Below are 22,331 nucleotides of genomic sequence, written 5' to 3'. Positions count from 1 at the left end.
GCTAACCCCGGAACATGGCCGGCAGCCACAGCGACAGGGCTGGAATATAGGTCACCAGCCCCAGCACGATTATGCCGGCCAGATAGAATGGCCAGATGCTCTTCATCGCTTCCATGACGGTAATTTTACCCACCGCCGCAGCGACGAACTGCACGGGCCCGAGTGGCGGTGTATTGAGCCCAATGCCGAGATTGAGGATCATGATAACGCCGAAATGCACCGGGTCCACCCCAAAGGTCTTCACCATGGGCAGGAAGATCGGTGTTGTGATGATGATCAGTGGCCCCATATCCATGAAGGTGCCGAGCAGCAGCAGCACGATATTGATCATGATCAGCACCAGCAGCGGGTCGCTGGAGATCGCCGCCATGCCGGCGGTGAGGATGGTGGCGACCTTGAGATAGGCCATCAGCCAGCCGAACGAGGCCGCCGCGCCGATGATGAACAGCACCATGGCCGTGGTCCGCACCGCGCCGAGCACCGAATGGATGAACTCGCTCCAGCTCAGCGAGCGATAGACCAGCAGCGTCACCAGCAGCGCATAGATCACGGCGATGCAGGAGCTTTCCGTGGCGGTGAAAATGCCCGAGCGCACGCCGCCGAAGATGATAGCGATCAGCATCAGGCCGGGAATCGAGACGACGAGGAAATAGCCGGCTTTGCGGAAGCCGGGGAATTTCTCGGTGGGATAGCCGCGTTTCACCGCCACCACATAGGCGGTGACGCTGAGCGCTGCGGCCAGCAACAGGCCGGGAATGATGCCGGCGGTGAACAGGTCGGCAATGGAAATATTGCCCCCGCCGGCCAGCGAATAGATGATCATATTGTGGCTGGGCGGCAGCAGCAGCGCGATCAGCGCCGCCATCGAAGTCACATTGACCGCATAGTCGGCGCCATAGCCGCGCGCCTTCATCTGCGGGATCATGATGCCGCCAACAGCGGCTGCCTCGGCCACGGCCGAGCCGGAAATGCCGCCGAACAGCGTAGAAGCGGCGATATTGACCTGCCCCAGCCCGCCCCGCACATGGCCGATCAATGAGCCGGCAAAGGCAATGATCCGCGAGGCAATACCGCCGCGCATCATCAGATCGCCGGCAAAAATGAAGAAGGGAATGGCCAGCAGGGTGAAGGCGGAGACGCCCGAATTGAGCTGCTGGAACACCACGATGGCCGGGCGGCCGAGATAGATGATAGTGGCGAAGCTGGCGATGCCGAGGCAATAGGCGATCGGCGTGCCGATGACCATCAGCACGGAGAAGACGCCAAAGAGAATCCAATATTCCATAAGTCTCAGGCCTCGGTGATCGTGGGATCGACAGGGATGTCGTCAATCGGCTCGCCGGCAGCCCGCAGCAGCAGGCGCTCCAGCGAGAACAGGCACATCAGGACGCCCGAGATCACGATGGGGAAATAGGTAAAGGCGGTGGGCAGGCCGAGCACGGGGATGCGCGTCGACCAGAAGCGAATGGCCAGCTCGCCACCGTAAAACACCATGCCGGCGGCAAAGCCGAAAACGCAGATATCGCTGATGGCGCGCAGCCAGGGCTTGGCGCCGGGCGGCAGCACATAGATCAGCACGTCGAACCCCATGTGGAAGTTCTCGCGCACGCCCACGGCAGCGCCGAGGAAAATGAACCAGGTCATGATCATGATCGAGCCGGACTCGGTCCAGGCCGGCGAGGCATTGATCACGAAGCGCATGAACACCTGATAGGCGACAATGCCGGTCATGGCGACGAGGCCGATACCGGCCAGCCACAATGCGGCGTTCGAGAGTTTTCCCAGCCCGTGGCTGATCGACAGCAGCCTGTCTCGCATGACTTATCCCTCCAGCAAGCAGAACCGGGCCGGCGCTGAGCGCCGACCCGGATAGCGTGGACTATTCAGTCGCCTGAATGCGGGCGACCAGGTCCTTGAGGGCCGGATCGGTCACGTATTTGTCGTAAACCGGACCCATGGCATCGATGAAGGGCTGCTTGTCGACTTCGTTGATCTTGGCGCCGAGCGCTTCGACCGCTGCCTTGGATTCAACTTCCTTGGCGGCCCACAGCTCGCGCTGCTTGGCCACCGATTCCTGGGCGGCTTCGCGGAACAGCGCCTGGTCTTCTGGCGTCAGGGCGTCCCAGATGATTTTGGAGATGACCAGCACTTCGGGCACCATCAGATGCTCGTCCAGCGAATAGAACTTGGCGACTTCGGCATGGCCGGCGGTGTCATAGCTGGGGTAGTTATTCTCGGCACCGTCGATAACGCCGGTCTGAATGCCCGAATAGACTTCGCCATAGGGCATCGGGGTGGCATTGCCGCCAAAAGCCGCGACCATGTCGACGAAGATATCCGACTGCATGACGCGCAGCTTCATCCCCGCCATATCGGCTGGCGTGGTGATGGGCTTGCTGCTGTTGTAGAACGAGCGGGCGCCGCCGTCGTAATAGGCCAGAGCGATCACATCCACCGCGTCGAAGGCGGCCAGGATTTCCGCGCCGATCGGACCATCGAGCACATGATGCATATGGTCGGCCGAGCGGAAAATATAGGGCAGCTGGGTGACGGTGGCCTCAGGCACCTGGGTACCAAAGGCGCCGATGGAAATGCGGTTGAGGTCGATAACGCCGAACTGGGTCTGTTCGATGGTGTCCTTTTCTTCGCCGAGCTGGGCGGAGTGGAACACTTCAACCGAATAGCGGCCATCGGTCTTGGCGCTCAGCAATTCACCGAAATGCTTGACCGCTTCGACGGTCGGATAGCCATCGGGGTGGGTATCGGACGAGCGCAGCACCGTCTGGGCGCTGGCCGTCGATACCATCAGGGATGCAGCGACGAGTACGCTCGCCGCCAGTTTAGGCAGATGCAACATTGAAGTCCTCCCAAAGGTGACATCGGTCCGGCCCGTTCTCGCGCCGTTTATGCGATGCCGTTTCGCTTCGCGGCGGATCTCCCTCCCGCCGCATCAAGCCACCTGACGCCCCATCTGGACTCCAAATATGCTTGGTGGAAAACTGGTATGGAAGGACGAAAAAGAAGTCAACATACAATAATCCGCAACTTGTATGACGACTCCGCGCGCGCGTGTGGCGCATAAACAAAAACGCCGCCGGCGGGAGCCAGCGGCGTTGAGAGTATCGGGCTGGATCAGCCGTCAGATATGGATGGCGCCATCGCCCAGCGACAGCGCGGCTTCGCGCACCGCTTCCGACAGGGTCGGATGGGCGTGGGTCGAGCGGGCCAGATCTTCGGCGGCGCCGGAAAATTCCATCAGCACCACCAGTTCGTGGATCATTTCGCCGGCATTCTTGCCGACGATATGGGCGCCCAGCACGCGGTCGGTTTCGACATCGGCGAGGATTTTGACAAAACCCTGCGTCGCCAGCATCGCCTTGGCGCGGCCATTGGCGGTGAAGGGGAATTTGCCGATCTTGTAGTCGATACCTTCGGCCTTCAGCTCGTCCTCGGTCTTGCCCACCGTGGCGATTTCCGGATTGGTGTAAACCACCGCCGGCATGACGGCGTAGTTCACATGGCCGGCTTGGCCATTGAGGATTTCGGCGACGGCAATGCCCTCATCCTCGGCCTTGTGCGCCAGCATCGGGCCGGTGATCACGTCGCCAATGGCATAGATGCCATCCACCGAGGTCTTATATTGTGCATCGACGCGGACGCGGCCGCGCTCGTCCAGCGCCACGCCGACAATGTCGAGGCCCAGCCCTTCGGTGAACGGCTTGCGGCCGATGGCGACCAGCGCCACGTCAGCGTCGAGCAGTTCCATGTCGCCGCCCTTGGCCGGTTCGACCCGGACCTTGAGCGAGCCGTCGTCCTGCTTGTCGATGCCGGCAACCTTGCTGGAGAGCTTGAACTCCATGCCCTGCTTCTGCAGCATGCGCTGGAACTGGCGGGCCACTTCGCTATCCATGCCCGGCAGGATGCGGTCGAGATATTCGACCACGGTGACCTGGCTGCCCAGCCGGGCCCAGACCGAACCCAGCTCGAGCCCGATCACGCCGGCGCCGATCACCAGCAGCCTGGCCGGCACCTTGTCCAGCGTCAGCGCGCCGGTCGAGGAGACGACGGTCTTTTCATCGATATCGATGCCCGGCAGGCCGGCCGAGACCGAGCCGGTGGCAATGACGATGTTCTTGGTTTCATATTCGCTGGCTGCGCCGGTCTGCGGCGTCACCAGCACCTTGCCGGGCGACACGATGGTGCCGATGCCGCGCAGCGTGGTGATCTTGTTCTTTTTGAACAGATAATCCACCCCGCCGACATTGGCGGCGACCGTTTCGGTCTTGTGGTTCATCATCTGCGGCAGGTTCAGCACCGGCGTCGGGATATCGATGCCCAGCGCCTTGAAGCCATGTCCGGCCTCTTCGAACAGCTCGGAAGCATGCAGCAGGGCCTTGGAGGGGATGCAGCCGACATTGAGGCAGGTGCCGCCCAGCGTTGGCCACTTCTCCACAACGGCAACCTTCATCCCAAGCTGCGCTGCCCGGATCGCCGCGACATAGCCGCCCGGACCCGAGCCGATGATGATGAGGTCGAACGCGTCTGCCATGGAAAGCCCCGAAACTGGTTAGTGTTGCTGCGCCAGTGCCACGCGCACGGCAAGCGGAATGACTGTAATGCCAGTGCTCGGAATAAACCACCAGCCATGGCAGGAAAAGCCCCGCCACCGGAAGCATATCTAATCAATCGCGCGGCAAAAGCGAAGCCGGCCAAAAGCATGAGGCGGCGTATTACTCCGAGGCGATGGCCTGGGCCTTGCCAAGCGCCGTCGGCAGCTGCTTGTCGATATCGAGCGCCCCATTGTCGATCTGCTCGAGCAGGCCCCGGCAGAACAGATTCTTGTCCGGCGCTTGATTGTAGGCACTCATGATCTGGGTGCCGCCATAGGTTTCGGCGGCCTGCTGCTGGCCCTCGGCGGCGCCGCCCAGCCGGGCGATCACCCGGTCGGCCAGATCGAGAAAGCCGATATTGCGCAGATACCAATTGTCGTTGGCGCTCTTATAGGCGGGGTCGAGCCCGGTGGTCTCGTAGCAATGGGTGGTCATGGCCGAGACGATGGCCTGCGAGCCATGAAATGCCATCAATTCGCCGATCAACTCGGCGTCGCCCGCGCCCTGTGCGGCGGCGGGGATCAGTGCGGCGAGCCAGATGACAGCGGGAAAAACCAGGGATCGCAACAGGCGCACTACTCTTTAAAAAACGCGATAACAGAGGGTGTGATGTGCGGCACGCGCGTTAACAGACTGTTAGCATCGCACTTAACCCACATCACGATCCTGCTAACAAAAAGGGGCCCGCCGTAGCGGACCCCAATTCATGTCACCGCAATGCGGCAAAACTAGAGGTCGAGCACCAGACGCTCGGGTGCTTCAAGGCTTTCCTTGACGCGCACCAGGAAGGTCACGGCTTCCTTGCCGTCGACGATCCGGTGGTCGTAGCTCAGTGCCAGATACATCATCGGACGGATGACGATCTGACCGCCGACCACTACGGGCCGCTCCTGGATCTTGTGCATGCCCAGAATACCCGACTGCGGGGCATTGAGGATCGGCGTCGACATCAGCGAGCCATAAACGCCACCATTGGAGATGGTGAAGGTGCCGCCCTGCATGTCGGCCATCGACAGCTGACCGTCGCGGGCCTTCTTGCCGAGCGCGTTGATCGACTTCTCGATATCGGCAATCGACATCTGGTCAGCATCGCGCACCACCGGCACGACGAGGCCCTTTTCGGTGCCCACAGCCACGCCGATATGGGCGTAGTTCTTGTAGATCAGGTCATCGCCATCGATCTCGGCATTGACCGAGGGGATTTCCTTGAGGGCGTGCACCACGGCCTTGGTGAAAAAGCCCATGAAGCCGAGCTTGACGCCGTGCTTCTTCTCGAACAGTTCCTTGTAGGACGCGCGCAGGTCCATCACCGGCTTCATGTCCACCTCGTTGAAGGTGGTCAGCATGGCGGCGGTGTTCTGGGCATCCTTGAGGCGGCGGGCGATGGTCAGGCGCAGGCGGGTCATGCGGACCCGCTCTTCGCGGCTCGCATCATCGGCAGCAACCGGACCACGCGGAGCCGGCGCCTTGGGGGCTTCGGCCTTGGCCACCGGAGCGGTAGCAGCAGCCGGCGCGGCGACAGGCTTGGCCAGGGTCGACAGCACGTCTTCCTTGAGCACCTGACCGCGCTTGCCCGAACCAGCGACATCGCCAGCGGCAAGGCCGCTTTCATTGATCAGCTTCTGCGCCGACGGGGCCGGCGCCATGGTGGTGGTGGCAGGCTTGACCGGCTCGGGACCGGCAGCATTGGCAGCGGGAACCTCGGCCTTGGCCGGGGTCGGCGCGGCAGCAGCCGGAGCCGCAGCAGCGACGGCACCAGCCCCACCGATGGCGCCGAGCAGCGCGCCGACATCCACCGTCTCGCCCGGCTGGACGGCGATGGCTTCGAGCACGCCGGAAGCCGGCGCAGGAACTTCGATGGTCACCTTGTCGGTTTCCAGTTCGACGATGGGCTCATCGGCGGTGACAGTGTCACCCACCTTCTTGAACCACTGACCAATCGTTGCCTCGGTGACGCTTTCGCCAAGAGTGGGGACGCGGATTTCAGTCGACATTGTTTGGTCCTTTTAGCTGCCGAGGGCTTCGTCGAGGAAGGCCTGCAGTTGGGCGAGATGGGTCCGCATCAGACCCGTGGCAGTGGAGGCCGAAGCCGGACGACCGGTATAGCGCACGCGCTGGCCGGTACGGCCCATCTGGTCGAAGACCCACTCAACATAGGGCTGAATGAAGGCCCAGGCACCCATATTCTTGGGCTCTTCCTGACACCAGATGATCTCGGCATTCTGGAAGCGGCTCAATTCGTCCAGCAGCGCCTTGGCCGGGAACGGATAGAGCTGCTCGATGCGCAGCAGATAGACATCGTTGATGCCCTTCTTCTCGCGATCTTCCAGCAGGTCGTAATAGACCTTGCCGGTGCACAGCACGACGCGACGGATCTTGTCGTCGCCCACCAGCTTGGTGGTCGTCTTGGGCACGCCCGGCGCTTCGGCATCGTCCCACAGCAGACGATGGAAGCAGGAATCCGGCCCCAGTTCGACCAGCCCCGAGGTGGCACGCTTGTGGCGCAGCAGGCTCTTGGGCGTCATCAGGATCAGCGGCTTGCGGAAGTCGCGGGTCACCTGCCGGCGCAGGATGTGGAAATAGTTGGCCGGCGTGGTGCAGTTGGCGACCTGCATATTGTCTTCGGCGCAGAGCTGCAGGAACCGCTCGGGACGCGCCGAGGAATGCTCCGGGCCCTGCCCTTCATAGCCATGCGGCAACAGCATCACGAGGCCCGACATGCGGAACCACTTGCGCTCGCCCGAGCTGATGAACTGGTCGATCACCACCTGGGCGCCGTTGACGAAGTCACCGAACTGGGCTTCCCAGATGGTCAGCGCCTTGGGCTCCGCCAGCGAGTAGCCATATTCGAACCCGAGCACCGCCTCTTCGGACAGCATCGAGTTGATGACCTCATAGCGGCTCTGGTCCGGCGCGAGGTTGTTGAGCGGGGTATAGCTCTTGTTGTCGACGAGCTGATCATTCAGCACCGAATGGCGCTGGCTGAAGGTCCCGCGTTCCACGTCCTGACCGCTGAGGCGCACCGGATGACCATCGGTCACCAGCGTGCCAAGGGCCAAGGCCTCCGCCGTCGCCCAATCAATGCCTTCGCCGGACTGGATCGCCGCCAGGCGGTTATCCATGAAGCGCTTGACCGTACGGTGGACGTTGAAGCCTTCCGGCACGCGGGTCAGCGCGGTGCCGATCGCGGTCAGACGGTCCATCTCGACCCCGGAAGTGCCGCGACGCGGCCCTTCCTGATCGGCCTGACGGAAATCCTTCCAGGCGCCATCAAGCCAGTCGGCCTTGTTCGGACGATAGTCCTGCCCGGCCTCGAACTCGCGTTCGAGCGTGGCGCGCCAATCGGCCTTGAGCTTGTCGACCTCGGCCGCCGTCAGCAGGCCTTCGCCCACCAGCTTGTCCGAATACAGCTCCAGCGTCGTCTTGTGCGAGCGGATCTTGGAGTACATCAGCGGCTGGGTGAAGCTGGGCTCGTCGCCTTCGTTGTGGCCGAAGCGGCGATAGCAGAACATGTCGATGACGACCGGCTTGCCGAACTTCTGGCGATATTCCACCGCCACCTTGGCGGCGAACACCACGGCTTCCGGGTCATCCCCGTTGACGTGGAACACCGGCGCTTCGATCATCTTGGCGACGTCGGTCGGATAGGGCGACGAACGCGAATACATCGGCGAAGTGGTGAAGCCGATCTGGTTGTTGATCACGAAGTGGATCGAACCACCCGTGCGGTGCCCTTTGAGGCCCGACAGGCCCAGGCACTCGGCGATCACGCCCTGCCCGGCAAAGGCGGCATCGCCATGGATCAGCAGTGGCAGCACCATGGAGCGGTCGGGACGACCGTCCTGGTCCATGTTGACCAGCTTGCCATCGGGCGAAATATGCTGGTCCTGTTTGGCGCGGGACTTGCCCAGCACCACCGGATCAACGATTTCGAGATGGCTCGGATTGGCGGTCAGCGACAGGTGAACCTTGTTGCCGTCGAACTCGCGGTCAGACGAGGCACCCAGGTGGTACTTCACGTCGCCCGAACCCTCGACGTCGTCGGGGTAGAAGGCGCCGCCCTTGAATTCGTGGAACAGCGCGCGGTGCGGCTTGGCCATCACCTGAGTCAGCACGTTGAGACGCCCGCGGTGAGCCATGCCCAGCACGATGTCCTTGATGCCCAGGGCACCGCCGCGCTTGATGATCTGCTCAAGCGCCGGAATGGTGGATTCGCTGCCATCAAGGCCGAAGCGCTTGGTGCCGGTATATTTGACGTCGATGAACTTCTCGAAGCCTTCGGCCTCGATCAGCTTGGACAGGATCGCCTTCTTGCCCTCGGGCGTGAAGGTGATTTCCTTGTCCGGGCCTTCGATGCGTTCCTGAATCCACTGCTTGGCCTCAGGATCGGACATGTGCATGAATTCGATGCCGACGGTGCCGCAATAGGTGCGGCGCAGGATCGCCAGCATCTCGGGAAGGGTCGCGTATTCAAGACCGAGATAGTTGTCGATGAAGATCTTGCGGCTGTAATCGGCCTCGGTGAAGCCGTAGCTGCCCGGATCGAGTTCCGGCGCCGGCTCTTCTTCCATCATCTTGAGCGGATCGAGATCGGCATGCAGATGCCCGCGCATGCGGTAGGCGCGGATCATCATGATGGCGCGGATCGAGTCGCGGGTCGCCTGCATCACGTCGGCGACGCTGGTCTTGGCGACGCCGAGCGCCTCGGCCTTTTTGGCGATGGCCTTCTCGGCCTTGACGGCAATGTCGCCCCAGTCACCATCCAGCGCGCTGATCAGCTCGCCCTTGGCGCTCTGCGGCCAGTCCGCCCGGCCCCAGCTGGGACCTTCGGCGTTCTGCTCGGCAACGCCGTCGCCGTCGCCGAGTTTGGAGAAGAAGCTCTGCCAGGTCTCATCCACGCTGGACGGATCGGTCCGGTAGCGGGCATAGAGCTGCTCGATGTAGTCGGCGTTCCCACCATAGAGGAACGAGGTCAGCAAGAACGTGTCGTTCTTTTCCTGTCGTGTCATCGCGTTTTTATGCGAGGCCCACGCCCCGCCATCCTTCTCAATGAACCGGCCTGCGGCCTGATCTCAACAGTCACAATTTTCGGGGATAGTGACTGCATATCCTTTGTATCTTGTTAAGACTTGCGGCGCCGCCACCCGGCGCCGCCGCTCATCTAATCGTGATCTGCGCAGCATCGCCGGGAGGCGAAAGCACGGCAGACTTAGCCCTTGAGCAGTTCGCTCAGGGTGCGGCCGATTCGGGCCGGCGACTTCGACATGCGGATGCCCGCAGCTTCCATCGCGGCAATCTTGTCTTCCGCCCCGCCCTTACCGCCTGAAATTACGGCGCCAGCATGACCCATGGTGCGACCCGGAGGTGCAGTGAGGCCAGCGATGAAGCCAGCCATCGGCTTGCTGCGGCCGCGCTTGGCTTCATCGATCAGGAACTGGGCGGCGTCTTCTTCAGCCGAACCACCGATTTCGCCGATCATGATGATCGACTTGGTGGCTTCGTCAGCGAGGAACATTTCCAGCATGTCGATGAATTCGGTGCCCTTGACCGGGTCGCCGCCGATACCGACAGCGGTGGTCTGGCCCAGGCCTTCATTGGTGGTCTGGAACACGGCTTCATAGGTAAGAGTGCCGGAGCGCGAAACAATGCCCACCGAACCCTTGGAGAAGATCGAGCCCGGCATGATGCCGATCTTGCATTCTTCCGGCGTCAGCACGCCCGGGCAGTTCGGGCCAAGCAGGCGCGACTTGGACTTGGCCAGCTTGGCCTTGACCCGCACCATATCGAGCACCGGAATACCTTCGGTGATGCAGACGATCAGCGGGATTTCCGCGTCGATGGCTTCTTCGATGGCAGCGGCAGCGCCCGGAGGCGGCACATAGATCACCGAAGCATTGGCGCCAGTGCGTTCCTTGCCCTCGGCTACCGAGGCAAAGATCGGCAGCTGGGTGCCATCAACGCCCGACGACCAGGACTCGCCGCCCTTCTTAGGATGGGTGCCACCGACCATCTTGGTGCCGTAATAGGCCAGTGCCTGCTCGGTATGGAAGGTGCCGGTCTTGCCGGTCAGGCCCTGAACGAGAACCTTGGTGTCTTTATTGACGAGAATCGACATTGGTTTGGTCTCTCTTGCAGGGCGTTAGGCAGCGGACTTGACGGCAGCGACGATTTTCTGCGCCGCGTCATCGAGGTCATCAGCGGAGATGACGTTGAGGCCGGACTGATTGAGGATGGCCTTGCCTTCCTTGACGTTGGTGCCTTCGAGACGCACCACCAGCGGCACCTGCAGGCCGACTTCCTTGACCGCAGCGATCACGCCTTCGGCAATGACGTCGCAGCGCATGATGCCGCCGAAGATGTTGACCAGGATGCCCTTCACCGCCGGATCGGCCGTGATGATCTTGAACGCCGCCGTCACCTTCTCCTTGGAGGCACCGCCACCAACGTCGAGAAAGTTTGCCGGCTCGGCGCCGTAGAGCTTGATGATGTCCATGGTGGACATGGCCAGACCGGCGCCATTGACCATGCAGCCGATATTGCCGTCGAGGGCGACATAGGCGAGATCATACTTCGAGGCTTCGATTTCCTTGGCGTCTTCCTCGGAGAGGTCACGCAGGGGCTTCAGCTCGTCGTGGCGGAAGGCGGCATTGTTGTCGAAGCTGACCTTGGCGTCGAGCACGCGCAGGTGACCATCGGTCAGCACGATCAGCGGGTTCACTTCCAACAGGCTCATGTCGGTTTCGGTGAACGCCTTGTAGAGGATCGGGAACAGCGTGGTGGCATCGGCCTTGGCATCGCCATCGAGCGCCAGCGCGCCAACGATGGTGGCCACATCGGCTGCGGTCACGCCGGTGTCCGGATCGATATCGACGGTGATGATCTTTTCCGGCGTGTGCTCGGCCACGGCCTCGATGTCCATGCCGCCTTCGGTGGAAACCACGAAGGAGACCCGGCCGCTCTCACGATTGACCAGCAGCGAGCAATACAGCTCGCGGGCAATGTCGGCGCCGTCTTCGATATAGAGGCGATTGACCTGCTTGCCGGCGTCGCCGGTCTGCTTGGTCACCAGCGTGTTGCCCAGCATTTCCTTGGAGAAGGCCACGACCTCGTCGATGGTCTTGGCGAGACGCACGCCGCCCTTGGAATCGGGGCCGAGCTCCTTGAACTTGCCCTTGCCGCGCCCACCGGCGTGGATCTGGCTCTTGACCACATAGAGCGGACCCGGCAGCGACTGGGCAGCCGCAGCAGCGTCGTCGGCCGAGAAGATCGCCACGCCCGCCGCAACCGGCGCGCCATACGACTTCAGCAGCTCTTTGGCCTGATGTTCATGGATGTTCATTCAAAGTCCCCTTTATGGGTGAAATTCTGCTGCCCGACTGGTAGCCCGGGCCATTCAGTCTGCCGCCCCTCCCCCTACGGGGAGGAGACGACAATCCGACGTAAAATGTGCGGTTACGCCAGCTTGGGCGCGATTTTCTTGCAGGCGTCGATCAGGCCTTCGACCGAGGCAACCGACTTGTCGAATGCCTTCTGCTCCGCCGAGTTCAGCGAAATCTCGATGACCTTCTCGGCGCCACCGGCGCCGATGACCACCGGCACGCCGACATAGGTGCCCTTCACGCCATACTGGCCATCCAGATAGGCGGCAGCGGGCAGCACGCGCTTCTTGTCCTTGAGGTAGCTCTCGGCCATGGCGATGGCCGAAGTGGCAGGAGCGTAGAAGGCCGAACCGGTCTTGAGCAGGCCGACGATCTCGGCGCCGCCATCGCGGGTGCGCTGGATGATTTCTTCGAGGCGCTCCTTGCTCATCCAGCCCATCTTGACGATGTCGGTGAGCGGGATGCCGGCGACGGTCGAGTAGCGGGCCAGCGGCACCATGGTGTCGCCATGGCCGCCCATCACGAAGGCATTGACGTCCTGAACGGACACGCCAAGCTCGTCGGCGATGAAATGGCAGAAACGCGAGCTGTCCAGCACGCCGGCCATGCCGATCACCTTGTTGGTGGGCAGGCCAGAGAACTTCTGCAGCGCCCAGACCATCGCGTCGAGCGGGTTAGTGATGCAGATGACGAAGGCGTCCTTGGCATATTTGGCAATGCCTGCGCCTACCTGCTCCATCACCTTGAGGTTGATTTCGAGCAGGTCGTCGCGGCTCATGCCCGGCTTGCGCGGCACGCCGGCGGTGACGATGACCACGTCAGCGCCCGCCAGATCTTCGTATTTGGAGGTGCCGGTGATGCGGGCGTCATAGCCCTCTACCGGAGCCGACTGGGAGATATCGAGCGCCTTGCCCTGGGGCACCCCGTCAACGATATCGAACAATACGATGTCGCCGAGGTCCTTGAGAGCGGCGAGATGGGCGAGCGTACCGCCAATCTGACCCGAGCCGATAAGAGCGATCTTCTTGCGCGCCATAAGTCTTCATCCCAGACTGCGTTGAATTGGCGCACCTCTTAGCCCCCCACGTCATGAGGGGCAAGTGAACCGTTCGTCTAAAGGGCGGATTGGGCCTTGCTGATGGGCGAAGGGGTGGTGCCGATTGGGCAAGCTTCGAGCCCTCCCAAAGGGAAAATCGCTCCAGTGGAGCGATTTTAGGCGAGAAGGCCATGCGGGCTACGCCCGAATGGCGGTCCCTTTGATGCCACAGCCGCCGCGTCGGGGTTGGGTCAGTTCACCGCGTCGCTCGGGGTGTCGCGCAGGGCTTTTTCCAGATATTCCTCGGACTGCATCTCGGTCAGCCGGGAGATTGTGCGCTGGAATTCAAAGGCGGTGCGCTGGTCGTGCCCCAGTTGTTCCAGCGGCACGGCAAAGCTGGCGCCCAGCTTGACGCCGCGATCATAGAGATTGTCGATCAGCAGGATGAAGCGCTTGGCCGCATCCGATTTGGTGCGATCCATCTGCGGCACGCCATCGATGATGATCGAATCGAACTGATGGGCGATGCGGACGAAATCGCGCGAGCCGAGCGGCTTTTCGCAGAGATCGGCAAAGTTGAAGCGCGCTGCGCCCATGGCGACCAGCGGCACGACGATTTTCCGTCCGATGCTGTCCACAACGCCGGGCGCCCCAGGCTCGCCGCCGGTGATGCGCAGCCACAGCCGGTCCATTTCGGCGCGGGCGTCAGGTCCTGTCCCGAAGGCATAGACATGCTGACCGGCAAATTTCATCCGCCGATAGTCCCGCTCTGCCGGCAGCGCCGCGATCACGGTATATTGCTTGAGCAGCGCGATGAACGGCAGGAAAAGCTGCCGGTTGAGGCCATCGCGGTAGAGATCGTCGGGCAGCACATTGGACGTCGCCACAAGCGTCACGCCATGGGCGAACAGCTTGTCGAACAGCCGATACAGCAGCATGGCATTGGTGATGTCATGCACGTGAAATTCATCGAGGCACAGCAGGCGCAGGCCCGACCTGAGCAACGGTTTGACCACGGCTTCCACCGGATCGGCATCCTTGCCCTTGGCGCTCTTGCGGAACGCCGCCATGCCGGCATGGATGGAGTCCATGAATTCGTGGAAATGCACCCGCCGCTTCTGTTTGATCGGCACTGCGGCAAAGAACAGGTCCATCAGCATGGTCTTGCCGCGCCCCACCTCGCCATGGAGATAGAGCCCGCGCACTGGCTCGGGCTTGAAGAACTTGCCCAACAGCCGCCGGGGCCGTTCGGCGACAAGCCCGGCCAGCACAGTATCGAGCAGCGCCGCGGCGTCGCGCTGCGCCGGATCGGCCTGCAAGACGCCACGCGCCGCCAAATCCGCATAGGCGGCGCTGACGGGGGCGGTGCTACCGGCCGGAATGGAAGCCTGGGAGTTCAAGGATGCGAATTCTCAAAGTGGACCTCATCGCGAGCGGACGAGGTCGGGGCACAATTGTGGCGTGACCGCGTGGTGGCTCACCATGAGGTCGGCTGCACATGTGCGGAAAGCGGCGGCAAAAAGCAAGAAGCCGGCCTCTCGGCCGGCTTCCGCAATGACTTAGCGCGACATGGAGATGGCCTGGCCACCGCCCATGGTGCCGATATAGCGGCCGCCGCTGGGGGCGAGGAAGGCCGCGATATTGCCGTTCTCATCATAAAGCTGGAGCTGGCTGCCGACCTGCTGCCAGCCGGCGACCGAAGCGATCTGCGGCACGGTGCAGCCCGGGGCCGACGCGCGGTAGTAGCTGGTGCCGGTCTTGGAGGTCATCGGCAGGTTGATGCGGCAGGTGGCGGCGCCAGCCACCACGTTCCAGGTGCCTTCAGGGCCGGCACTCATGCCGCCCGCGACGGGCTGGGCCAGCGGATCGAGCGAGACGATGGAGCTGCCCGGATTGGCGCTGGGCAGGCTGGCAATACCGGTCGAGTTGGCCGGAACGCCGCCCAGAATAGGCTGGCCCGACAGGCCCGGTGCCGGAGTGCCGGTGGCGCCAATGGCCGGCAGGGTACCCTGCTGCACCGTCGAACTCTGCACCGGCTGCAACTGCGATGGCGCGCCGATCGTGTTGAGGTTGGCTGTATTGGAACCGGTGGACTGGCACGCTGCCAGCACGACGGCGATTGCCACCACGCCTACCGCGGACAACGATCCGCGCATCCAATCCATCATGAGAGAGCTCCTGCCCTAAGGCTTAATTTTTGTTAACAGCTTGGCTGGCTTATAGCTAAGGACCGCGCTGCGTTCAACCGCACCAGTACAGCAAGCCTGACCAATGTGGCAGTTTTTAGGGGGTAGAATCGGCCATTTCCTTGAGCAACTCTACCACCAGAACAGTTGCATCCGCCGCTTCGTCTTCCGGCACCTGCACCGGAACCCCTTCGGGACCGAACAGATTCGACACCCCGGGCAAGCCGCCATCGCCCTGTTCGAGCGGGTGGAACCCATAGGCCCGCAACGCCACGGCCAATGCCATGGCCTGCGGAACGTTCTTGGCTTGCGCGATGATCTGGTAGTCCATGCCGGCCTCCATGTTGGCTTGATCCTGACGGTCAATGGGGCGTGGCGCAAGGGCTAGCCCGTTGCATAATTCCCGCATCTAAACGCGGTGTCATCCCGGCCTTGAGTGGGGCAAGCTCCCAAGACGAAGCCCAAAACTCACCAGACCCTAATAATCCCGCTCATAAAACACCCCGAGGCTGGAATTGCCGTCCTGTCCGGCCGCGCCGGTGACCTTGAGGTCGTTGGTCACGTCGAGGTTGATCGTCACCTTGTTCTGGCCATTGGCGCCAGCGGTGACGCCCAGATAGATATTGTCATCGAGATAGGTGCCTGCCTGCACAGCGGCATTGCCCTTGTCGTCGGTGACCAGATCGAGATCGGCGAGGCCCGCCGCGCCGCGAATACTGTCCATCAGCGAGCTATTGCCGCCACCGCCCACCAGCTCGGCTGCTGCGCCGGCCAGCTTGGCCAACTGCATCGGCGACAGCTCGCCCATCGAGCGATTGAATAGCAGCCGCGCCAGCACTTCATCCTGCGGCATTTGCGGGCTGGAGCCGAATTCGATGCGCAGATCGGAGACGCGGCCCTGCACGATCACATTGACCGTGATGTCCTGCCCCTCGGTGGTGGCAAGGAAATCGATGAATGGATCGAGATCGCCGACCAAGGTCACCGTGCCCGACTGGAAATTGATCCGCTGCCCCAAAATCGACAGCCGCCCGCGATTGAGCGAGAAGCCGCCCACCGGCTGGATATTGTTGACTGGCCCCTTGAGCACCACCGAGCCGCCCACTTCGGCGTCGAGCCCCATGCCGCGAATGAAAATCTGGTTGGGCGCATTGACCGTCAGGTCGAGCAGCAACCCGCTCGGACGCGTCTGTGGAGTCGGCGCGTTGGTGAATTGATCCACCTTGGCGCGCGCCAGGGTCTGGTTGACGCTGGCTGGGGCGTTGCGATGGCGCACATCAACCAGCTCGGCCCCACCGCCGAGATTATCGGGAATGGTGATATCGGCTTTTTCGACATTGAGCGTGCCGGCCAGCAAGGGTGAACCGGTGAGGTTGCCGGTCAGCGCCAGCCCACCGGACACCGTGGCGACGAACATCGTGCCATCGGCATAACGCGCCGAATTGGCCACCACGCGAATGTCTGCCGGGAAACCGCCGGTGAGACCCACGCTGCCGGAAGCCGAGACGCTGCCACCGGTGGAGAGGCCGGCGTTGAGGCTGTTGATCACCAGGCTGGTGCCACTCAGGCTCGCCGAGCCGGTGATGTTCTGCAGGCGCAGATTGAGTTCGGGATCGGTATAGCCCGAACCACTGGTCGTCACCGTACCGGCAAATTGCGGGCTGGCGATACTGCCGCTGACGCGGGCGTCGAGATTGGCCGTACCGCTGAACTGGCCGCCGCGCTCGGCGACGAAGCGATTGGCCAGCACCAGCGGCGCCGAACCCTTGACAGCAACGGCCAGACCGCCGCCGCTGAGCGGCACTGTGCCGGATCCGGTGATGGTCAACCCGCCGGCCCCATTGGCGCTGAGCGCCGACAGCGTCACCGCATTGTCCCTGAAGCTGCCGCTGGCCGTGGCGCCGATGGGTGCGATGCCGAATTCCTTGATGGCAGCGGCGTTGACGCCATCGGCGCGCGCCTCGAAGGCAACGCGCGGATCGGCGCCAGTGCCCGAGACGGTGGCGCGGCCATTGATGGTGCCGGCCAGCCCCAATTCGGGCATGATGGTATTGGCGATATTGAGCGGCAGCGCCGTAATATCGAGTGCAATATCAAGCACATCGCCGGCCGAGCCAGAGGCGGTGATCGAGCCCGAGCCCACATCGAAGCGCACATTGTCGATGGCGACATTGCTGCCGGCCACCTGCAAAACGGTGGGCTGCGCCAGCCGGGCGGACAACTGCCCCTGCTGCAATTGCGCCCGATCCAGCCCCAGCCGATAGCCATTGGCAATCGGGGTCAGCGAACCGGCCACGTCGATATTGGTGCCCAGCGTTAGCGCGGCCTGCGCATCGAAAGCCGTGGTATCGCCACTCTGATTGGCCTTGGCGGTGAGGGTGGCAATCTCGACGCCGGCGGCAGCGACATTGCGCGCATTGGCGGTGCCATCGACCATCGGCACGCCGAACAGATCGCCGACCGCCGCCTGGATGTCAGCCGAACCAACACGAATATTGTCGTTGACCACCAAGCCCTTAACGTCGGCACGGACGCTGGCGCCCTGCTTGTCTTCGACGCCGGCCAGAATGATTTCGGCATTGATCGCGCCGCGCGCATCGAGCAGCGCCAGCGCGGCGGCCACAGCGATATCGGGCGACACGGCGGTGAGATTGCCGTTCAGCAGGCCGGTGTCGCCGGTGCGGGTTACCCCACCGCGAATGCTGGTGCCGGCGACGGCGAAATCGAGATTGCGCAGCGCCTGTCCGGTGACATCAACGGTGACGTCGCCGCCCAGGCTGGCGCGATGGCCGTCGAGATCGGCGGCGCCGCTGAGCTTGCCGTCGAGGCGATCAATATTGTAGCGGCCGGCGAAACCCAGCGCCGCATTGCGCAGGCTGCGGTCGGCCAAAGTGCCGGTAGGGACAGTGGCGTCGAGCTTGAGATCGATGACACTGTCGGCGCCTTTGGCGGTGCCGATGATGGAGAGTTTACCGCTGGCTTCGTCAGAGAGCAGCGCCAGATCGGCGAGGTCGACGCTGAACAGGAAATCGGCTAACGCGTTGGAATAGCTGCCATTTGCGTTGAGTTGAACCTGATCATTGGCGATGCGGAAGGCGTCGGCGCTGAGGCCAACTTCGGTGCGCGCGATCCGGCCGGAGACGGCGACGTCGCCGGTCAGCAGGCGGTCCACGACGTCGTCGGCAATGGCCAGATCGGTGCCGGTGCCATCCAAAGTCAGGTCGAAGCCACCGCTCAGCGGCATGATCCGGCCATTGGCCTTGAGCGCCAATTGGCCTGTCAGATCGCGGCCAGCCAGCGACGAAAACGGCGCGATGCTGGCGGTCTGCAGGTCAATATCGCCTGCAAAATCAAGACCATCGAGCAGGCCCGACAGCGAAGCCGAGAGCACGCCGCCGGCTACGCGCAACTGCGCCAGCTCGATGGGCGAACCGGCATTCCACAGCCCGGCAACGCCCAAACCGATGCTGTCGCCCAGCGCGGCTTCGACCGCTTCGTCGGCGTCGATACCAGTCAGCGCGCCGTCGCCATTGAAGGTTACGCGGCGGCTGGAAGGGTCAGCAAGATTGGCAGCAATGCCGCCAATGCTGAAATCGAGTTTTTGGGCGGCAAAGCCCGGCATGGCGAAGCCATTGACCGCGACCGTGGAGGTCCAGTTCTCCGAACCGTCACTGCCAAAATCGATATGCAGCTGACCATCGGCTAGCTTTGTCGCGCTACCGGGAACCGGCAAGATCACCGGATTGCCAGCCGTATCGGCGATCACGGCATCGAGTTTGAGCGCCTTGAGGAAGTTGTCCGGGGTGATTTCGGCGGCGGCGTCGAGTGCCAATTGCCCGCCGGTCAGCTTGAGCTGATTGAGGGTGATGCCACCGCCAGTGCGGAGCAAGCCATTGGCGGACAAGGCGGTTTCGGCGCCGAAGAAGGGGCGATAGGGCTCGGCGATCAGCGTCGCTAGCGGCCCACGCAGATCGGCGGCGACAGCGATGCCAGCGGATTGCTGGTTGATCGTCGCCACGCCGGAGAGCGCGGTCTGGCCATTGGCGGCGAGCGCCAGCTCGGTGCGCAGCTCGGTGACCGGGCCGCTACCGTTCAGCGTCAGCGTCACCGCCGGGCGATTTTCGATGTTGAGCAGATTGGCGATGACGCCATTTTCCGGCTCCACCAGGGCCAGATCCAGCAAGATCGTGCTTGCAGCATGCTGGTAGTTTGCTGCCAGTTTGAGCGTACCGCCCGGCCCATCGAGCCGCTCGATATCGAGACTGGTATCGAGGTTGCCACCGTCCAGCGTCAGCGCACCGACAAGCGAGACTTCCGCCGCCAGTCCGAACACCGAAGCGCCGAAACTCACCGAGGGAATGCTCAGCTCTTCGAGAATGACCGCGACCGGAAATTCGGGGATGGCAAAACCGCCACCGGCTTCGGGCGCCGGCAGGTCGACGCCGGTTTCGGCCGGCATCGCGTTGCGGAGGTAGTCGATGGAGTCGGCCTTGAGCGATTTGACTTCGAGCCGGCCGAAAAACAGCGCTGCCTGATTCCAGTTCAGCGTCGCGTTATTGACCTGCAGCCACACCCCTTCGGTGTCCGAAATGGTGATCTGGCGCACCGACACGTCGGAGCCGAGAATACCGTCGATATTGGAGAGCCGGATCTGCCGCTCGGGGGTCGACAGGCGTTCCTCGACAAAGCTGGTCAGCCAGTCTTTCTGTTCCTGGTTGTCCATCGTCAGCACATCCTGCGCGACGATAACGGCCGGCACGGCCAGCCCCAATAGTACCAGACCGGCGATCAGCAGCCGCCGTGGCTTTGCGGATAAACGCATCATCAGAATGCCTGCCCTATGCCGACATAAATGGCATAATCGGGGTCGCCGGCCCGCTTGTTGAGCGGCAATGCCAGATCGAGCCGCAGCGGCCCCAACCCGGTGAAATAGCGCACGCCGACGCCCGCGCCGATGCGCAGGTCGTCAATGCTCGGGAACACGTCGGCCGCCACATAGCCGCCATCGACGAAGCCGACCACGCCGATATCATTGGTGACCTTGGCGCGGGCTTCGAGCGAGGCTTCGAGCAGATAGCGCCCGCCGGTCACCTTGCCCATGCCGTCATCGACGCCGATGGATTTAAAGCCATAGCCGCGCACCGAGCCGCCACCGCCGGCAAAGAACAGCTTGTCGGGCGGGATTTCGGCCAGGTCCGGCCCCACCAGCACGCCCGCCTTGAAGCGCGCCGCCAGCACATAGGGATCGTCTTCGCCAAAGCCGAAATAGGTACGGCCCTCGACGGTCGCCTGCACCCCGGCATTGCCGAAATGGAATTCGTAGAACGGGTCCAGCGTGCCGGCCAGATACCAGCCCTGGGTGGCATTGACCTTGTCGTTGCGGAAATCCAGCACCGCGCCGGAATAGAGCCCGGCCGTCTTGAAGTCGCGCGTGCCAAAGGCGTCGTCGAAGCGGTTGATTTCGAACTGCGCCCCGCCCTCGAAGCTGATCTCATCGGAAAAAATATGGGTCAGCCCGGCCCGGCCCGCAGCCGAGGTTTCGGTATAGGTCGGATAGATGGTGCGCTCGGCCGAGACCGACGCGACGAAATCGGTGTCGGGGGTGAAGACGCCCGGCTTGGTGAAGGTGCCACCGAAGAAATAGTCGAACTGCGTCGTGTCGATTGGCCAGGCAATGCTGGCCACCTTGGCGTCGAGCCGCAGTCGCTCGGCCTGGCCGAACAGATTGCGCCACAGATGATAGGCCTCAAGCCCCAGCCCATCGATGCTGGAATAGGTGGCGCCAACGCCGAAGCGCCGTCCGGCCAGTTCCTGCACGATCAGATTATACGGCAGCAGCCCGTCAGCCCCGATGTCGTCGGCAGCTTCAAGCCGCGCCGCCCGGAACACTTCCAAGCGGTCGAGGCGCTTTTGCGCCAGCTTCAGCTCATCGGGATCATATTCCTCGCCCTCGGTCAGGCCGGTCTGCCGGCGCACGAAGTCGGGGTCCATATTCTCGGTGCCGGTCACCGTCACCGCGCCAAACGCGGCGCGCGGGCCGGGATTGACCGTGATGGTGACGTCGACGGTGTTGGTGGCGTGATCGGCCACCACGTCACGGCTGAGGATCACCGCCTTGGCGTGGCCCTGCTGGCGCCAGGCTTCGAGCGTCAACTGTTCGGCGGCGAGGATCACCGACGAGCGGGCGACTTCACCACTGCCGAAACCGCGGCTCAAGGGCGGATCGACCTGATCGTCGGGGTCGGAAGTCGGCAGCGCCTGATTGACGATATTGACGCTATTGACGCTATTGAAATGGAATAGCGGACCCGGATCGACCACGATGGCCACATCCACCGGATCGGGCAGATCGATATCGGGCGGCAGATTGGCCGCTTCGACGCCACCGACGCGAATGCTGGCGGTGCCGCCGTAATGGCCTTCATTGTAGAGCGCCGCGATGATGCGGCGATAATCGCCCCGCGCCTTGGCCAGCAAACCCGCCGCGCCCGAGGCCGGCTCGGCCTCGTCGGCGAGCAGCGCCGAAGCGTTGCGCACGGCGGTTTCGACCGTGCCGGTGGCGTTGACGGTGATGCTGACTGTGTAGGGCTGCGGATCGGTAATCACCGCCTCCGCATCGATCTCGCTCTGGTCCTCGAACAGCTTGAGGCCAAAAATTTCAAACGCGAGCGCCGGCATCGTCGCCAGGCCCAGACCGGCCGTGGCAACGCACAAAGCGCCAATACTCGTTACTAACCGCGCGATATGCAGTGGACTAATTCCCGCCCGTTACGCTTCAACCATCTGAGGCAGAAGCATAAATTATTCCATCAGAATAGAAGATTTGGTTAAACACCTTCCGCCCCGACTGCGCCGACATGGCTCGCTCGATCACAAAGCGATCACATCATGTCGAGTTTAGGGTGGGGGCGCAGGTGGCACAAGTTTGGCGAGGGTGGCGGGGGACGATGCGGCGGGCGGAGTGGCGGATGGGCAACGCTGGGGGCGTTCGACGGAAGAATGGGGTGAGGGGCGGCGGGTGCCCATGCTTTGAGGCCAATTAAAGCGACCCCTCATCCGCCCTTCGGGCACCTTCTCCCTCAAGGGGAGAAGGGAAGAAAGAGGAGCCACAGCCACGGTG

15 protein-coding genes are annotated in these 22,331 nt (G+C 62.8%); all 15 read right to left on the bottom strand.

Annotation, left to right across the window (positions count from 1 at the left end):
• Position 1: 1 nt before the first annotated feature.
• The 15 genes from ACX3OW_RS11440 to ACX3OW_RS11370 all read right to left on the bottom strand — a co-directional run bounded on the left by ACX3OW_RS11440 (position 2) and on the right by ACX3OW_RS11370 (position 21,925).
• Positions 2 to 1,285: a TRAP transporter large permease gene (locus ACX3OW_RS11440; protein WP_459095889.1), complete on the bottom strand. Its 1,284-nt coding sequence runs from the start codon at positions 1,283 to 1,285 to the stop codon at positions 2 to 4.
• Between the two features lie 5 nt (positions 1,286 to 1,290).
• Positions 1,291 to 1,818, bottom strand: a complete 528-nt coding sequence (locus ACX3OW_RS11435; protein WP_459095888.1) for a TRAP transporter small permease — start codon at positions 1,816 to 1,818, stop codon at positions 1,291 to 1,293.
• A gap of 61 nt (positions 1,819 to 1,879) precedes the next feature.
• Positions 1,880 to 2,857, bottom strand: coding sequence for a TRAP transporter substrate-binding protein (locus tag ACX3OW_RS11430; protein ID WP_459095887.1), 978 nt, complete (start codon positions 2,855 to 2,857; stop codon positions 1,880 to 1,882).
• A gap of 282 nt (positions 2,858 to 3,139) precedes the next feature.
• Positions 3,140 to 4,549, bottom strand: coding sequence for a dihydrolipoyl dehydrogenase (gene lpdA, locus ACX3OW_RS11425; protein ID WP_459095886.1), 1,410 nt, complete (start codon positions 4,547 to 4,549; stop codon positions 3,140 to 3,142).
• A gap of 181 nt (positions 4,550 to 4,730) precedes the next feature.
• Positions 4,731 to 5,177 carry a hypothetical protein gene (locus ACX3OW_RS11420; protein WP_459095885.1) on the bottom strand — a complete coding sequence of 149 codons (447 nt, stop codon included), beginning with the start codon at positions 5,175 to 5,177 and terminating at the stop codon, positions 4,731 to 4,733.
• Positions 5,178 to 5,338: 161 nt separating this feature from the next.
• Complete coding sequence (gene odhB, locus ACX3OW_RS11415) at positions 5,339 to 6,604, bottom strand: 2-oxoglutarate dehydrogenase complex dihydrolipoyllysine-residue succinyltransferase (RefSeq protein WP_459095884.1); 1,266 nt, start codon at positions 6,602 to 6,604, stop codon at positions 5,339 to 5,341.
• Positions 6,605 to 6,616: 12 nt separating this feature from the next.
• Positions 6,617 to 9,619: a 2-oxoglutarate dehydrogenase E1 component gene (locus ACX3OW_RS11410; protein ID WP_459095883.1), complete on the bottom strand. Its 3,003-nt coding sequence runs from the start codon at positions 9,617 to 9,619 to the stop codon at positions 6,617 to 6,619.
• Positions 9,620 to 9,819: 200 nt separating this feature from the next.
• On the bottom strand, positions 9,820 to 10,725 hold the full coding sequence (sucD, locus tag ACX3OW_RS11405) for a succinate--CoA ligase subunit alpha (RefSeq protein WP_459095882.1): 906 nt from the start codon (positions 10,723 to 10,725) through the stop codon (positions 9,820 to 9,822).
• A gap of 24 nt (positions 10,726 to 10,749) precedes the next feature.
• A complete protein-coding gene (sucC, locus tag ACX3OW_RS11400) occupies positions 10,750 to 11,949 on the bottom strand; it encodes an ADP-forming succinate--CoA ligase subunit beta (protein ID WP_459095881.1) in 1,200 nt (399 codons plus the stop codon).
• Between the two features lie 113 nt (positions 11,950 to 12,062).
• Positions 12,063 to 13,025, bottom strand: coding sequence for a malate dehydrogenase (gene mdh / locus ACX3OW_RS11395; protein WP_459095880.1), 963 nt, complete (start codon positions 13,023 to 13,025; stop codon positions 12,063 to 12,065).
• 251 nt (positions 13,026 to 13,276) lie between these two features.
• The gene (gene zapE, locus ACX3OW_RS11390; RefSeq protein WP_459095879.1) at positions 13,277 to 14,425 is read right to left on the bottom strand and encodes a cell division protein ZapE; all 1,149 of its coding nucleotides are present in this window, start codon (positions 14,423 to 14,425) and stop codon (positions 13,277 to 13,279) included.
• A 159-nt stretch (positions 14,426 to 14,584) separates the two neighbouring features.
• Positions 14,585 to 15,193 (bottom strand): AprI/Inh family metalloprotease inhibitor, encoded by a 609-nt coding sequence (locus ACX3OW_RS11385; protein ID WP_459095878.1) that lies wholly within the window; start codon positions 15,191 to 15,193, stop codon positions 14,585 to 14,587.
• Positions 15,194 to 15,308: 115 nt separating this feature from the next.
• Entirely contained in the window at positions 15,309 to 15,542 is a 234-nt protein-coding gene (locus ACX3OW_RS11380; protein WP_459095877.1) for a hypothetical protein, read from the bottom strand.
• Positions 15,543 to 15,689: 147 nt separating this feature from the next.
• Positions 15,690 to 20,036, bottom strand: coding sequence for a translocation/assembly module TamB domain-containing protein (locus tag ACX3OW_RS11375; protein WP_459095876.1), 4,347 nt, complete (start codon positions 20,034 to 20,036; stop codon positions 15,690 to 15,692).
• The gene (locus tag ACX3OW_RS11370; protein ID WP_459095875.1) at positions 20,036 to 21,925 is read right to left on the bottom strand and encodes an autotransporter assembly complex protein TamA; all 1,890 of its coding nucleotides are present in this window, start codon (positions 21,923 to 21,925) and stop codon (positions 20,036 to 20,038) included. Before ACX3OW_RS11370 ends, ACX3OW_RS11375 begins: the two co-directional genes overlap by 1 nt.
• Positions 21,926 to 22,331: the final 406 nt, after the last annotated feature.

This window comes from Devosia sp. A449, assembly GCF_054489375.1.
The sequence above is the reverse complement of the archived record's forward strand: the minus strand, read 5'-3'. Positions and strand labels throughout refer to the sequence as shown.

Excerpts from the sequence above, each read along its gene's own strand:
- ACX3OW_RS11440 (WP_459095889.1), bottom strand. The coding sequence starts at position 1,285 with ATGGAATATTGGATTCTCTTTGGCGTCTTCTCCGTGCTGATGGTCATC.
- ACX3OW_RS11435 (WP_459095888.1), bottom strand. The coding sequence starts at position 1,818 with ATGCGAGACAGGCTGCTGTCGATCAGCCACGGGCTGGGAAAACTCTCG.
- ACX3OW_RS11430 (WP_459095887.1), bottom strand. The coding sequence starts at position 2,857 with ATGTTGCATCTGCCTAAACTGGCGGCGAGCGTACTCGTCGCTGCATCC.
- lpdA (WP_459095886.1), bottom strand. The coding sequence starts at position 4,549 with ATGGCAGACGCGTTCGACCTCATCATCATCGGCTCGGGTCCGGGCGGC.
- odhB (WP_459095884.1), bottom strand. The coding sequence starts at position 6,604 with ATGTCGACTGAAATCCGCGTCCCCACTCTTGGCGAAAGCGTCACCGAG.
- ACX3OW_RS11410 (WP_459095883.1), bottom strand. The coding sequence starts at position 9,619 with ATGACACGACAGGAAAAGAACGACACGTTCTTGCTGACCTCGTTCCTC.
- sucD (WP_459095882.1), bottom strand. The coding sequence starts at position 10,725 with ATGTCGATTCTCGTCAATAAAGACACCAAGGTTCTCGTTCAGGGCCTG.
- sucC (WP_459095881.1), bottom strand. The coding sequence starts at position 11,949 with ATGAACATCCATGAACATCAGGCCAAAGAGCTGCTGAAGTCGTATGGC.
- mdh (WP_459095880.1), bottom strand. The coding sequence starts at position 13,025 with ATGGCGCGCAAGAAGATCGCTCTTATCGGCTCGGGTCAGATTGGCGGT.
- ACX3OW_RS11385 (WP_459095878.1), bottom strand. The coding sequence starts at position 15,193 with ATGATGGATTGGATGCGCGGATCGTTGTCCGCGGTAGGCGTGGTGGCA.
- ACX3OW_RS11380 (WP_459095877.1), bottom strand. The coding sequence starts at position 15,542 with ATGGACTACCAGATCATCGCGCAAGCCAAGAACGTTCCGCAGGCCATG.
- ACX3OW_RS11375 (WP_459095876.1), bottom strand. The coding sequence starts at position 20,036 with ATGATGCGTTTATCCGCAAAGCCACGGCGGCTGCTGATCGCCGGTCTG.